The organism is Sinorhizobium sp. NG07B, from assembly GCF_002532005.1.
GTDB lineage: Bacteria > Pseudomonadota > Alphaproteobacteria > Rhizobiales > Rhizobiaceae > Sinorhizobium > Sinorhizobium fredii_C.
This window is the reverse complement of the sequence record NZ_NWTD01000001.1, coordinates 386247-399059: the sequence shown is the minus strand read 5'-3', so window position 1 is coordinate 399059 and position 12813 is coordinate 386247. Positions and strand designations below refer to the sequence as shown.

Sequence of the window (12813 nt, the reverse complement as noted above, 5' to 3'; positions counted from 1 at the left end):
CTGCGGGGAGAAGGTCGCAGCAGCGGGACGAGGGGCCAAACGCCGCAAGCGGGATCGCTAAGCCGCCGCGACGCTGCCTAGCTTGGAAAGCTGAATCACCGCTTGGGTGCGGCTGTCGACATTGAGCTTCAGCAGAATCGCCGAGACATGCGCCTTGATGGTCGCCTCGGAGACACCGAGCTCGTAGGCGATCTGTTTGTTGAGCAGGCCCTCGGCGAGCATGGACAGGACACGCGATTGCTGCGGCGTCAAGGTCTGCAGGCGATGCAGGAGGTCGGCCATCTCCGGCTCGTATTCCTGGTTCCGGTCGTAGCCGACCGGGACGAAGATTTCGCCGGCCATGACCTTGCCGATTCCGTCGCGGATCTCCTCGATCCCGGCGGATTTCGAGAGGAAGCCCGCCGCGCCGAGATCGATGGCGCGGTGAATGGTCGCCGGATCGTCATGGGCCGAGACGATCATCACCGGCAGGCTCGGGAATTCGGCGCGTAGCGCAATCAGGCCGGACAGGCCGCTGACGCCCGGCATGGTGAGATCCAGAAGCATCAGGTCGGCATCGGGATTGTCCGCCGCAGCCTTGCGGGCAGCGGCGAAATCACCGGCCTCGACGACGGCGGGCGCGCCGGCCATGCCGCTCAGCGCCTGGCGCATCGCGCCGCGGAACAGCGGATGGTCGTCAGCAATGATGATGGTCATGTCGGGCATGATGACGCTCCCTCCCAAGAGCCCCGGAACCGATCGGCTTCGTCCTCCGCGTGCCACTCGGTGCTTGTTCACGACGTTCAGGTCTTGTCGGGGACCGATCCACCTTCGCCTGCGGGATCGCGACCCTCGAGTTCCTTCACGATATCCATGAACTTGCGCATCATTCTTTCCATGATGCTCATGGTCCGGTCAATCTCTTCGTCGGTCGGAAGATCGGGTTTCGCGGCTGCCGCCCCACTCTGCACGGCCTTTTCCAAGGCTTCGATCCGTTTCGTCAGAAGGTCGAGTTCCCGCTCGAAGGCGGCACGCTCGTCGGCGGCCATGCGGCAGACGAGCTCACCGTTCTTTTCCTGGCAGAGCGTGACCTCGCCGGTCTCCGTGTCGAGCCGGGCGAATCCCGTCTCAGATTTCTGCATGCTGTAGCGCCCCGGCGTGGGTGCCTGCGCTGCGGCCGGAAGGGCGCACCCAAGCCCCAGGCCGAAGACGAGCACCGCGATTACCTTCCTCATGACATCCTCTCCCTTGGAGACTGACGGAAATCCGCGTTCGATCAGGTGAACCGCGGTGGACACGCGCCGTTATTTGCGGCAAGGCCATGGCTCGGAATCATGACGACGGGCGGACAAAGATGAACGCTACCATATACAAGATCGTTCCGGCGCTTCTATGGCAGGAAGCCAGGCGGGCCGGACAATTCGCGGGCGCGCCCGTCGATCTCGCCGACGGCTTCATTCACTTCTCGACGGGCGAGCAGGTCGCCGAGACTGCGGCACGGCATTTCGAGGGCCAGACGGACCTTCTCATCGTCGCCGTCGACGCAGAAGCGCTCGGCGACAAGCTCGTCTACGAGCCGTCGCGCGGTGGCGCGCTGTTTCCGCATCTCTATGCGGCGCTGAGGCTCGACGCCGTGCTGTGGGAAAAACCGCTGCCGCTCGGCGCCGACGGCACGCATATTTTCCCCGAGCTTGCGCCATGACCGGTGCTCTCGAACGCCTGGCCCGCCGCGGCCTGTTCCTCCTAGATCCCGAAACCGCCCACGGGCTCTCGATCAAGGCGCTGAAGAGCGGCGTCGTGCCGGGCTGTGCCGCGCCCGCCGATGCCAGGCTCGAGCAGACCATTGCTGGCCTCGTCTTTCCGAATCCGGTCGGTATGGCCGCCGGCTACGACAAGAATGCCGAGGTGCCGGAGGCGCTGTTGAGGCTCGGCTTCGGCTTCACCGAGATCGGCACGGTGACGCCGCGGCCGCAGCAGGGCAATGATAAGCCGCGGATTTTCCGGCTCGTCGAGGACGAGGCGGTGATCAACCGGCTCGGCTTCAACAATGACGGCCACGGTGCGGCGCTGGCGCGCCTCCAGGGCTGCTCGCGCCAGGCGCTGATCGGCGTCAATATCGGCGCCAACAAGGACAGCGCCGACCGGATCGCCGACTATGTCGCCGGCATCCGCACCTTCCACGCCGTCGCCCGCTATTTCACCGCCAACATCTCCTCGCCGAACACGCCCGGCCTGCGCGACCTGCAGGCGCGCGAAAGCCTGGCGGCGCTGCTTTCGGCCGTGCTCGCCGCCCGCGACGACGAGGCCGCGAAGAGCGGACGACGCGTTCCGGTGTTCCTGAAGATCGCCCCTGATCTGACCGAAGAGGGCATGGACGACATCGCGGCGGAGATGCTGGCGCACGATCTCGACGGTTTGATCGTCTCCAACACAACGCTGTCGCGCGAAGGTCTCAGGGACCAGCGGCAGGCCAAGGAGGCTGGCGGCCTTTCCGGCAAGCCGCTCTTCGAGAAGTCGACGGCGGTGCTCGCCCGCATGCGCAAGCGCGTCGGGCCGAACCTGCCGATCATCGGCGTCGGCGGCGTCAGTTCGGCGGAGACGGCGGCGGAAAAGATCCGCGCCGGCGCAGACCTGGTACAGCTCTATTCCTGCATGGTCTATGAGGGGCCGTCGCTTCCCGGCCGGATCGTCCGCGGCCTCTCGACGCTCTGCGATCGGGAGAAGCTTGCCTCGATCCGCGAGATCCGCGACAGCCGTCTCGACCACTGGGCCGGGCGGAACGTCTGAGCGGCCCGCCGTGGCAGCAGCATCACCAGGAACAGGCCGCGCAGCAGCAGGAACAGGTTGAGCCCCGCCCACAGGCCGTGATTGCCGAAGACCGGCACGAGAACGGCGAGCGCCGCCCCATAGACGAGGAAGGCGGCCAGCATCATGTTGCGCATGTCGCGCGACCAGGTGGCGCCGATGAAGACGCCGTCCATCAGGAAGGCCATGGCGCCGGTGAGCGCCGTTATCGCCGCCCAGGGCATATATTCATAGGCGAGCGCGCGCACATCCGGCGCCGTCGTCAAAAGATCGACGAGAATGTTGCCGAAGGCGAGGAACAACACCGTCGTCATCAAGGCGAGGCCCAGCGACCAAAACGCTGTCATTCTGAGCGCTCGATCGAAAGCCGGGCGGTAGGCGGCGCCGATCGAGCGGCCAGTCAGCTGCTCGGCCGCATTGGCGAGGCCGTCGAGATAATAGCCGGCGACCAGGAAAATGGTCATCAGCACCGCATTGGCCGCGAGCGTCACCGGGCCGAGGGACGTGCCGATCCGGGTCATCAGCGTGAAGGCGGCGAGCAGCACGAAGGAACGGATCATGATGTCGCGATTGAGACCGAACAGCGCCTTGAGCCGGTCGCCGGCAAAGATCGTCGCCCAGTCCGGCGCGTCCCTCTTGTCAAAACGGCCGTAGACGATCGCAAAGCCCGCAAGCGCGCCGATCAGTTCGCCCGCGACAGTCCCGATCGCAACCCCTGACACGCCCCAGCCGAGGACCAGTCCCAGCAAAATCGACAGCACGATATTGGTGCCGTTGATGATGGTCTGCAGCAAGAGGCCGATCGAGCCGTCGCCGCGACCAAGGACGAATCCGAGGATGGCGTAATTGGCAAGCGCCGCCGGACCGGAAAGAATCCGATAGAGAAAATAGGTGCTTGTCACCGCCGCCACTTCCGGGCCGGGCGCCATCAGCCACAGACCAAGTGCGAGCAGCAGCGGCGACAACAGGACGATGGCGATGCCGCAGAAGAGCGCGATCACCAGCGAGCGCCAGAACACCGCCTGCTGCTCGCGCCGGTCGCCACGGCCATAGGCCTGCGCTACGAGGCCGGTGGTCGAGGCGCGCAGGAAATTGAAGGTGGTGAAGATCAGATCGAACAGGACGGCGCCGACCGCGAGGCCGGCGAGCATCTCGGCCCGGCCGAGCCTGCCGACGACGCCGGTGTCGATGAGGCCGAGGAGCGGCGTCGTCAGGAAGCCGAGCGTCATCGGCAGGGCGATCGAGAAAATCAGCCGGTTGGTGACGTCGAACGGACCCGCTTCGCGGGCAAGCCTTTCACGCTCGAGGCTTTCCATGGCAGACATCGTCGCTACCCCGCGGCCGTCTCCGCAAGGCGATCTTGGGGAATCAACTCAGCCGGACAGCACCATGGCCCAATAGGGTCGGTTTCCGGAAGCGCTATTTTGCGCCACCGCCACGCCCAAGCCGCGATAGCTGCCGAGCATATTTTGAAGGTGCTTCGGCGAATTGAACCAGGCTTCATAGGCGCGCTCGGCGTTGTTCTGGCCCATGGCGATGTTCTCGGCGGCCGGAAGAGTGACGCCATCGCCCTTCATCCGATCGGCAAAATCGTCGCGCCAGCCGATATTGTGCTTCATCTTGCCGGCGCGTGCCATGCGGGCGGCCTGGTGCATGGCGGCGACGGATGCGGCGGGATCGCGCGCGAGCGTCGTCAGCCCCCTGCCCTTGCGTAGCGAATTGACATAGCCGAGCGTCGCCTCGGTCTGGTCGCTGCCGGTGCCGTCGTCGGGCGTAAGGAGGCCGGAGGCCGAGCATCCGGCGAGGAGCCCAAGCGACATCACGGCACCGGCACGCAGAATGAGCCGCCTGCGCGGAAGAAAGAACTGGTCCTGCATGCTTAGCGCCGATAGCTGAAGAGACGGAGGATGATGAAGGCAGGAATGACCACGGCCGCGCCGAGCAGCAGGTAGTCGCCGACGCGCCCCAGCGCCGCGAAGCCGGTGAGCCAGAGGTCGACGACGAAGTCGCGGATACCATCGAGAAGGTCCATCGGGCGCCAGTCGAAAACGGTCATGACGAAGCCGACGAGGATCGACACGACGACGAGCTTGACCAGCACGCGCAGCGGTGAATCACCGAGAAATCTGTTTACGCCGTCCGACATCAGCGAAAAATTCTCCTGTTTCCATCCCACATAAGCCGCTCGGTCCGGCCTCGCAAGCCGCGCGAGTCGGGGGTCCTCAGATTCCGCTTGTGTTTTGCCGCGTCCGGCGCCAGAAGCGTCCGTCGCAAACAAACCCGTCACCCTCATGGCCGCAAACCAGCTTTCCTCCGGCGATCTGATCACCGATCGTCGCGCCGACTATGCGAAGATGCTCGCCGAAAGCGGCGACCACCAGGGCGCGGCCGAGCTTATGGCCCAAGCGCTGGAACTGGTGCCGAACTGGGCGGCCGGTTGGTTCCGGCTGGCGGACTATGAGGAGAAATCGGGCCGAAAAGAGGCGGCGGTCGCGGCCTTGCGCAACGCGCTTCGCCTCAACCCGGAGGACATTTTCGGCGCCAGCCTGAAACTGGCCCTGCTCGGTGCGGCCGATACGCCGGAGCAACCGCCGAGCACCTATGTGGAGCGGCTCTTCGACGACTATGCCGAGCGGTTCGATCAGGCGCTGGTCGAGAAACTCGGCTACAGCGTTCCAGAAAAGCTCGCGGCGCTGATCGAGCGTGCGATCGGCGGGCAAAAATTTCGTCATGTCACCGATCTCGGCTGCGGCACGGGGCTCTTCGGTGAGCGCATCCGCAGCCGCACCGCCTTTCTCGAAGGCTTCGATCTCTCGGCCAACATGCTGGCCAAGGCGGAAGGCAAGGCGCTCTACGACTGGCTGGGCCAGGCGGATCTGTCGCTGCAGCCGGACAGTTGCGGCCTCTTCGGCGAACTGGCGGAAGGGCGCGCGGATCTCGTCAGCGCCGCCGACGTGCTGATGTATCTCGGCAATCTCGAAAGCGCCTTCGCCATCGCGGAGCGGCTTCTGAAGCCGGACGGGCTGTTTGCTTTCTCCGTCGAGGACGCGGCAGACGAGCGCGACTTCCTGCTCCGGCCATCGCTGCGCTACGCGCACTCGGAAGCCTATGTCGCTTCGCTCTGTGCCGACTTTCGGCTCGAGATGATTGCCGTCGAACGGAGGGTCATTCGCATGGATGCCGGCCTGCCGATTGCCGGCATCCTGTTTCTCGCCCGCAAGCCTGCATGAACCGCAACGCTGACCTGCGAAAATAGGTCAGCAATGCTTACATATTTTTCTTGATTATTCCTGTGCGCCGCAGCAAATGGTGGAGCTCTTCGCGGGAGTTTACCATGGCACAGATGAGCAGCGTTTTCGGTCTCTGGAACACCAGCCCCACCAGGCACACGCCGGTCGAGGATGTGCAGGGCGTCTTTTCCGGCAGCCTCGTCGCCGCCCTCGGCCTCTATTTCCTGGCGAGTGCCGGACTGCTGACCGGAAGCACCGCCGGTGTCGCCTTCCTGCTGCACTATGCGACCGGCGTAAATTTCGGCCTCGCCTTCTTCCTGCTCAACCTGCCGTTCTTCTACCTGTCGCTCAAGCGGCTCGGTGCTGCCTTCTCCATCAAGACCTTCATCGCCATCGGGCTCACCTCGATCCTGGCCGACGTACAGTCGCGGCTTTTCGAGATCGGTCAGATCCATCCCGGCTGGGCGGCGCTTCTCGGCGGGCTGCTGCTCGGCTACGGTGTCCTGGCGCTCTATCGCCACCGCGCCAGCCTCGGCGGCGTCGGCATCCTCGGCGTCTATCTGCAGGAGCGCTTCGGCATCCGCGCCGGCCTCGTGCAGCTGTCGATCGACATGGGGGTGCTGGCAGTTGCCTTCGCGGTCACGACGCCCTGGGTCGTTCTGTGGTCGGTGCTCGGCGCGGTCGTCCTCAACCTCTTCGTGGCAATCAACCACCGCGCCGATCGATATATCGCACTTTGAAGCTTGGTTGGCCTCCAGCAATCGCGGGCATGAAGAGGTACAGGCTTCTCTTTTGCCGCGTTTGATCTACCTTTGTTCCCCGTGAACAGGATCGATCCCCCATTGCCGGAAAGCAACGCCGTGACGTTGCCCGCGCCTTTTCTGCGTTGGTTCGCCGAAAAGGGCTGGCGGCCGCGCGCCCATCAACTCGAATTGCTGTCGCGCGCCGAAGCGGGGGAAAGCACGCTGCTGATCGCGCCGACCGGTGCGGGCAAGACGCTTGCCGGCTTCCTGCCGTCGCTCGTCGATCTCACGCGGCGCGGCAAAGTACCGCCCGGCTCTGCTTTCGTCGGTATCCACACGCTCTATATCTCGCCGCTTAAGGCGCTCGCCGTCGATATCGAGCGCAATCTGATGAAGCCGGTCAACGAGATGGGCCTGCCGGTCAGGATCGAGAACCGCACCGGCGACACGCCGCAGGGTAAGAGGCAGCGCCAGAAGCTCAACCCACCCGACCTGTTGCTGACGACGCCGGAGCAGCTTGCCCTGCTGATCGCCGACGGCGAGGCTGAGCGCTTCTTCAAAAACCTGCGCTATGTGGTGCTCGACGAGCTGCATTCGCTCGTCACCTCGAAGCGCGGCCATCTGCTTGCCCTTGGCCTCGCACGGCTGCGCCGCTTGGCGCCCGGCTTGCAGACGATCGGCCTTTCGGCGACGGTCGCCGAACCGATGGAACTGCAGCGCTGGCTTGTCGGCCAACCTCCCGGCGAGCAAAGCCATGCCGGGTTGATCACCGTATCCGGCGGTGCAAAACCTGAAATCTCCATCCTGCGCGGCGACAACCACGTGCCCTGGGCGGGGCACTCGGCCCGCTATGCGATCCCGGACGTCTATGCCGCGATCAAACAGCACGGCACGACGCTGCTCTTCGTCAATACGCGCAGTCAGGCGGAGATGCTTTTCCAGGAGCTCTGGACGATCAACGACGACAACCTGCCGATCGCACTCCATCACGGCTCGCTCGACGTCGCCCAGCGCCGCAAGGTGGAAGCCGCGATGGCGGAGAACCGGCTGCGCGCCGTCGTCGCCACTTCGACGCTCGATCTCGGCATCGACTGGGGCGACGTCGACCTGGTCGTCCATGTGGGCGCGCCAAAGGGGGCGAGCCGGCTGGCGCAGCGGATCGGCCGCGCCAACCACCGCATGGACGAGCCGAGCCGGGCGATCCTCGTGCCGGCCAACCGCTTCGAGGTGATGGAATGCCAGGCCGCCCTCGATGCCAATTATATCGGCGCCCAGGATACGCCGCCGGTCGGCAGGGGCGCGCTCGACGTGCTGGCGCAGCACGTGCTCGGCATGGCCTGCGCCAGACCCTTCGACGCGGTCGAGCTTCATGACGAGATCACCACCGCGGCCCCATATGCCGATCTTCCCTGGGAAACCTTTGAGCGGGTCGTCGACCTCGTTGCCACCGGCGGCTATGCGCTTCGCACCTATGAGCGCTACGCCCGCATCCGCAAGACCAAGGAAGGGCGGTGGCGGATCTCCAACCCTATGGTCGCGCAGCAATACCGGCTGAATGTCGGCACGATCGTCGAATCGCCGATGCTGAACGTGCGCATGGTGAAACGGAATGCACGCGGCTCGCTCGGCCGCGGCGGCATGCCGCTCGGCAAGGTGGAGGAATATTTCCTCGAAATGCTGTCGCCCGGCGACACGTTCCTCTTCTCCGGCAAGGTGCTGCGCTTCGAAGGTATCCGCGAGAACGAGTGCCTCGTTTCGCAGGCCTTTTCCTTCGACCCGAAGGTGCCGAGCTATGCCGGCGGCAAGTTCCCGCTCTCCACCTATCTCGCAGCCCAGGTGAGAAAGATGCTCGCCGACCCGGCGCGGCGCGCCACGCTGCCGGACCAGGTGCGCGACTGGCTGGCGCTGCAGGGCGACATTTCGATGCTGCCCGGCGAGGACGAGTTGCTGATCGAGACCTTCCCGCGCGGCAGCCGCCACTACATGGTCACTTACGCCTTCGAGGGGCGGCTCGCCCACCAGACCCTCGGCATGTTGCTCACCCGCCGCCTCGACCGAGCCGGCCTGAAGCCGCTCGGTTTCGTCGCCACCGACTATTCGCTGGCCGTATGGGCGCTCGACGATCTAGGCGCGGCGTTCCAGACGCGGGCGCCATCGCTCGCCGAGCTCTTCGACGAGGACATGCTCGGCGACGATCTGGAGGCCTGGCTGAACGAATCCTTCCTGTTGAAGCGCACCTTCCGCACCTGCGCGGTGATTGCCGGACTGATCGACCAGCGCCATCCGGGAAAGGAGAAGACCGGCCGGCAGGTCACCGTTTCGGCCGACCTCATTTACGACGTATTGCGGATGCACGAGCCCGATCACATCCTGCTCGAAGCGACCCGCAACGACGCGGCGGCCGGACTTTTGGACATTGGCCGCCTCGGCTCTATGCTCAAGCGAATCAAGGGACACATCACCCACCGCCAACTCGACCGCATCTCGCCGCTCGCCGTGCCGGTCATGCTGGAAATCGGCCGGGAATCGGTTCACGGAGAAGCGCAGGATTTCCTGCTCACGGAAGCGGCGGCCGATGAGTTGATCAACGAGGCAATGGGGATCGGGCACGGTGCAGGCGAATAGGAAAGCGGTATGAGAGAGACTCGCCGGCTTATTCGGAGTGGAGACCCCTCCCCAACCCCTCCCCACAAGAGGGAGGGGCTTCGCTGCGGCCCCGATTTGCCCCTTCCGACGGTTCTACAGGCGCTTGGAGCAAAGACGACGCGCGGAGGGCGCGGCAACCTAGCCCCTCCCCTTTGGGGGGAGGGGTTGGGGAGGGGTCTCGTCCTACATCCGAGAACGGCGGCGTGACGATGCATCGGCTTCTTCACGCGACCTCGGCTCCGGCAACGGGCGCCTTTTTCCAGGCCCGCGCGACGATCAGCGGCGTCGCCGGCATCTGCGATCCGCTCGGCGGCCTCTTTCTGCCCGACAGCCGGACATTGGTCGTCTCCGACCTCCACCTCGAAAAAGGCTCCGCCTTCGCCAGGCGGGGGATGATGCTGCCGCCTTACGACACGCTCGCGACGCTGCGCATCCTCGAGGCCGTCATTCTTCGCCATGATCCCTCAACGGTGATCAGCCTCGGCGACAACTTCCACGACCGGCGCGGATCGGCGGCAATGCCGGACAGCTTCCGCCAGATGATCGCCGCGATGGCCCGCGGCCGCCACTGGATCTGGATCAACGGCAATCACGATCCGGACGGCACCTCGGGACTGCCCGGCGCCTCGATGGACGAGCTGCGCCACGCCGGCCTCGTCTTTCGCCACGAACCGTCGATGGTGGACGGCGTCGGTGAGATCGCCGGCCATCTGCACCCCTCGGCAACCGTCAAGCGCCGGGAGCGTTCCATCCGGCGCGCCTGCTTTGCGACGGATGGCAGACGGCTGCTGATGCCCGCCTTCGGCGTCACCACCGGCGGGCTCGATCTCCGGCACCGGGCGATGAGCGGCCTGTTCGAGCGCGAGCGGCTTGTCGCCCACATGCTCGGCCGCGACCGGATCTATTCGGTGCGCTTTGCCAACCTCTTGGGGTAGAGCGGGATCGAGGAAAAACTGTGCGCGGTTTTCCCCCCGCATCCCGCTCGCTATTGGAATCGATCAGAAGGCGTTAAAGGTGAGCGTCGTCAGCGAACGGGAAATACCTGGAACGCTGGCGATATTGTCATTGATGAACTTGCCGATGTCCTGGCCTTCCGCGACATAGATCTTCAAGAGCAGGTCGTAATCGCCGCTCGTCGAATACATCTCCGAGACGATTTCCTTGCGGTAGATCTCATCGGCAACCTCGTAGGTGCGGCCGGGAGCGCATTGCAGTTGCACGAAAATCGGTTTCATGGGCTTCCTCTGCTTCCGGGAGTTGGCTCCCGACCATTCTACAGTGCCGCGCGTCTTATCAGACGCGCAAAGTCGCTGTAGCACTTTGAATTGCTGCATGTCTTTGTCCTTCAATCGAGGTCGATTTAAGGACACATGCAGTAGCCGCCGCCGGCGCAAGGACCGGAGGGGCATGCTGATCTTCAGTCTCTCTTAAACCGCCACGGTACAAAAGTGAACGTGCCCGCGAAGCTATCGCCCGGCTTAGTTCTGCATCAATCCTTGCGGAAGAGCAGGCTCGCGCCCCATCCGGTGATCACCGCCAGCGTCACGGCAAGAAGGCCGTAGACGAGCGGCTGCTCGTGCGCTGCGCGGGTAATCGCCTGTTCGAGGCCGGTTTTCACCACCCTCAGCGGCAAGGCCTTGGCGGCGACGAAGAGGCCCTCGCGGAAGAGATAGGCGCGCACCACGTGGACGCCGTTCGGAACATTGGCCGGCAGGCGGACGGAAGCCTTGAAAAGGCTCGAGCTGATGAATTGCACGCCGCCCGGATCGCGCTGGTAGACGCCGCTTTCTTCGCGGATGCGGCGGAAGGCGTTGCGGAACTCGCCGAGGCTGCTGCCGTCGCCGATGAAGCCGAGCGGCACCAGCCGCATATGATCGACGCCGATGCCCATATTGGCGATGTCGCGCGGCGGCGCGATCGTCTCGATATCGCGCGTGCTCGACAGCGAATAGGCTTCCGGGACGAGCTCGAAGGTCATCGACTGGGTGTTGACCCAGATGCCGAAGACGCGCTCCTTCTTGCGCACCGTCGCATTGTCCTTCGGCCCCTCGAGGACGACGATGATGTTGTACTTGCCCTGGGCGAGAAGGTTCGCGTCGAAGCCGTCAATGGCGCCGAAGATCGTCAGGTCGGCACCGCGGAAATCGGAGGTGATGGAGATCTCGTCCGTCGAGATGCCGATCTCGAGCTTCTCGGGGAAGTCGCCGACCTCGCGCTCCAGAGACTGTGCCGATGCCGGCCAGGCGGCCGAAAGAGCGAGAACAAGCAGAACGAGACGGGCGAGCGAGCGCATCAGAAGCCGAACCCCGCTGAAACGACCGAGTAGATGTCCTTCGGCGGAATGATGAGCTCGATCGACAGGCGGATGCCGACGGCAAGCACGAGCAGCGCCAGCAGCGCCCGCAATTGTTCGCCGCGCAGCCGCTGGCCGACGCGCACGCCGTACTGGGCGCCGATGACGCCGGCAATCATCAGCACGAAGGCGAGCACGATATCGACCGTATAGTTGGTCGAGGCCTGGACGATGACCGTGTAGGCGGAGACGAAGACGATCTGGAACAGCGAGGTCCCGACGACGACGCTGGTCGGAATGCGCAGGAGATAGATCATCGCCGGCACCATGATGAAGCCGCCGCCGACGCCCATGACCGAGGTCAGGATGCCGATGCAGAAGCCGAGCGTGGCGACCGGGATGACGCTCAGATAGATCTTCGATTTCTTGAAGCGCATCTTCAACGGCAGCCCGTGGATCCAGTTGTGCTGGCCGGGCCGGCGCAATTGCGTGGGCTGGTTCTTGGCGGCCTTGCGCATGGCGATGATGCTCTCCCAGAGCATCAGCCCGCCGACCGAACCGAGCAAGACGACGTAGAGCAGCGAAATGACGAGATCGAGCTGACCAATGCTGCGCAGCAGCGAAAACAGCCAGACACCCACCGTCGCACCCACGAGGCCGCCGCAGAGCAGCACCGTTCCAAGCTTGATGTCGATCGTGCCGCGCCGGAAATGGGTGATCGCCCCGGAGATCGACGAGGCGACCACCTGGTTCGCGCCAGTCGCCACCGCCACCACCGGCGGAATGTTGTAGAAGATCAGGAGCGGCGTGATCAGGAAACCGCCGCCGACGCCGAACATGCCCGACAGGAAACCGACGGCCGCGCCCATGCCGAGAATGATGAGAATGTTCACCGACAATTCTGCAATGGGCAGATAGACCGTCACGGCCAAACCTCGATGTAACAACGGACCCGCAGGGCGGGTGAAAAATTGCAACTGAACAATTCCTAACCCGGAAACGCTTTAGGAATCGTGCAACGCTGGAGCATTCGCACGCCCGCTCGGAGCAAGGCACGGCGACGTGCTTCGAAGTGGCAAGAATTTCACCACGGGGACATTTGGCCGACCGCCTGCGT

General features: G+C 64.5%; 13 protein-coding genes and 1 pseudogene. 6 read left to right on the top strand and 8 right to left on the bottom strand.

All coding sequences use genetic code 11. The features are described from left to right. Positions 1-57: 57 nt before the first annotated feature. Positions 58-705, bottom strand: coding sequence for a response regulator transcription factor (locus tag CO664_RS01965; RefSeq protein ID WP_097525617.1), 648 nt, complete (start codon positions 703-705; stop codon positions 58-60). Positions 706-782: 77 nt separating this feature from the next. Next, on the bottom strand, positions 783-1214 hold the full coding sequence (locus CO664_RS01960) for a hypothetical protein (protein ID WP_097537795.1): 432 nt from the start codon (positions 1212-1214) through the stop codon (positions 783-785). A gap of 119 nt (positions 1215-1333) precedes the next feature. Between CO664_RS01960 and CO664_RS01955 the strand changes: the two genes are divergently transcribed. Then, complete coding sequence (locus CO664_RS01955; RefSeq protein ID WP_037420410.1) at positions 1334-1681, top strand: DUF952 domain-containing protein; 348 nt, start codon at positions 1334-1336, stop codon at positions 1679-1681. Further along, positions 1678-2766 carry a quinone-dependent dihydroorotate dehydrogenase gene (locus CO664_RS01950; RefSeq protein ID WP_097537794.1) on the top strand — a complete coding sequence of 363 codons (1089 nt, stop codon included), beginning with the start codon at positions 1678-1680 and terminating at the stop codon, positions 2764-2766. Before CO664_RS01955 ends, CO664_RS01950 begins: the two co-directional genes overlap by 4 nt. On the opposite strand, the pseudogene CO664_RS01945 reads toward CO664_RS01950, so the two are convergent. The 3 genes and pseudogenes from CO664_RS01945 to CO664_RS01935 form a co-directional block, all read right to left on the bottom strand. Then, positions 2745-4109 (bottom strand): annotated as a pseudogene (locus tag CO664_RS01945) (MATE family efflux transporter); the annotation flags it as partial. The gene CO664_RS01950 and the pseudogene CO664_RS01945 overlap by 22 nt on opposite strands. A gap of 48 nt (positions 4110-4157) precedes the next feature. Continuing rightward, the gene (locus tag CO664_RS01940) at positions 4158-4661 is read right to left on the bottom strand and encodes a CAP domain-containing protein (protein WP_037420419.1); all 504 of its coding nucleotides are present in this window, start codon (positions 4659-4661) and stop codon (positions 4158-4160) included. Positions 4662-4663: 2 nt separating this feature from the next. Beyond that, a complete protein-coding gene (locus tag CO664_RS01935; protein ID WP_037420422.1) occupies positions 4664-4930 on the bottom strand; it encodes a DUF6460 domain-containing protein in 267 nt (88 codons plus the stop codon). 145 nt (positions 4931-5075) lie between these two features. On the opposite strand from CO664_RS01935, the gene CO664_RS01930 reads away from it, so the two are divergent. The 4 genes from CO664_RS01930 (at position 5076) to pdeM (ending at position 10338) form a co-directional block, all read left to right on the top strand. After that, the gene (locus CO664_RS01930; protein WP_037420425.1) at positions 5076-6014 is read left to right on the top strand and encodes a class I SAM-dependent methyltransferase; all 939 of its coding nucleotides are present in this window, start codon (positions 5076-5078) and stop codon (positions 6012-6014) included. A 104-nt stretch (positions 6015-6118) separates the two neighbouring features. Beyond that, positions 6119-6754 carry a YitT family protein gene (locus tag CO664_RS01925; RefSeq protein ID WP_097537793.1) on the top strand — a complete coding sequence of 212 codons (636 nt, stop codon included), beginning with the start codon at positions 6119-6121 and terminating at the stop codon, positions 6752-6754. A gap of 72 nt (positions 6755-6826) precedes the next feature. Further along, on the top strand, positions 6827-9382 hold the full coding sequence (locus CO664_RS01920) for a ligase-associated DNA damage response DEXH box helicase (RefSeq protein WP_097537792.1): 2556 nt from the start codon (positions 6827-6829) through the stop codon (positions 9380-9382). A 230-nt stretch (positions 9383-9612) separates the two neighbouring features. Next, positions 9613-10338 carry a ligase-associated DNA damage response endonuclease PdeM gene (gene pdeM / locus CO664_RS01915; RefSeq protein ID WP_037420435.1) on the top strand — a complete coding sequence of 242 codons (726 nt, stop codon included), beginning with the start codon at positions 9613-9615 and terminating at the stop codon, positions 10336-10338. A 63-nt stretch (positions 10339-10401) separates the two neighbouring features. Here pdeM and CO664_RS01910 read toward each other — a convergent pair whose 3' ends face one another. From CO664_RS01910 to CO664_RS01900, 3 genes are all read right to left on the bottom strand, one after another. Beyond that, positions 10402-10638: an Lrp/AsnC ligand binding domain-containing protein gene (locus tag CO664_RS01910; protein WP_037378372.1), complete on the bottom strand. Its 237-nt coding sequence runs from the start codon at positions 10636-10638 to the stop codon at positions 10402-10404. Positions 10639-10892: 254 nt separating this feature from the next. Further along, positions 10893-11696 (bottom strand): TIGR02186 family protein, encoded by an 804-nt coding sequence (locus tag CO664_RS01905; protein WP_037420441.1) that lies wholly within the window; start codon positions 11694-11696, stop codon positions 10893-10895. Continuing rightward, positions 11696-12622: a sulfite exporter TauE/SafE family protein gene (locus CO664_RS01900; protein ID WP_037420514.1), complete on the bottom strand. Its 927-nt coding sequence runs from the start codon at positions 12620-12622 to the stop codon at positions 11696-11698. The genes CO664_RS01905 and CO664_RS01900 overlap by 1 nt, the downstream gene beginning before the upstream one ends. Between the last annotated feature and the right edge of the window lie 191 nt (positions 12623-12813).

Excerpts from the sequence above, each read along its gene's own strand:
- CO664_RS01925 (WP_097537793.1), top strand. The coding sequence starts at position 6,119 with ATGGCACAGATGAGCAGCGTTTTCGGTCTCTGGAACACCAGCCCCACC.
- CO664_RS01960 (WP_097537795.1), bottom strand. The coding sequence starts at position 1,214 with ATGAGGAAGGTAATCGCGGTGCTCGTCTTCGGCCTGGGGCTTGGGTGC.
- CO664_RS01930 (WP_037420425.1), top strand. The coding sequence starts at position 5,076 with ATGGCCGCAAACCAGCTTTCCTCCGGCGATCTGATCACCGATCGTCGC.
- CO664_RS01935 (WP_037420422.1), bottom strand. The coding sequence starts at position 4,930 with ATGTCGGACGGCGTAAACAGATTTCTCGGTGATTCACCGCTGCGCGTG.
- CO664_RS01910 (WP_037378372.1), bottom strand. The coding sequence starts at position 10,638 with ATGAAACCGATTTTCGTGCAACTGCAATGCGCTCCCGGCCGCACCTAC.
- pdeM (WP_037420435.1), top strand. The coding sequence starts at position 9,613 with ATGCATCGGCTTCTTCACGCGACCTCGGCTCCGGCAACGGGCGCCTTT.
- CO664_RS01950 (WP_097537794.1), top strand. The coding sequence starts at position 1,678 with ATGACCGGTGCTCTCGAACGCCTGGCCCGCCGCGGCCTGTTCCTCCTA.
- CO664_RS01940 (WP_037420419.1), bottom strand. The coding sequence starts at position 4,661 with ATGCAGGACCAGTTCTTTCTTCCGCGCAGGCGGCTCATTCTGCGTGCC.
- CO664_RS01905 (WP_037420441.1), bottom strand. The coding sequence starts at position 11,696 with ATGCGCTCGCTCGCCCGTCTCGTTCTGCTTGTTCTCGCTCTTTCGGCC.
- CO664_RS01965 (WP_097525617.1), bottom strand. The coding sequence starts at position 705 with ATGCCCGACATGACCATCATCATTGCTGACGACCATCCGCTGTTCCGC.
- CO664_RS01955 (WP_037420410.1), top strand. The coding sequence starts at position 1,334 with ATGAACGCTACCATATACAAGATCGTTCCGGCGCTTCTATGGCAGGAA.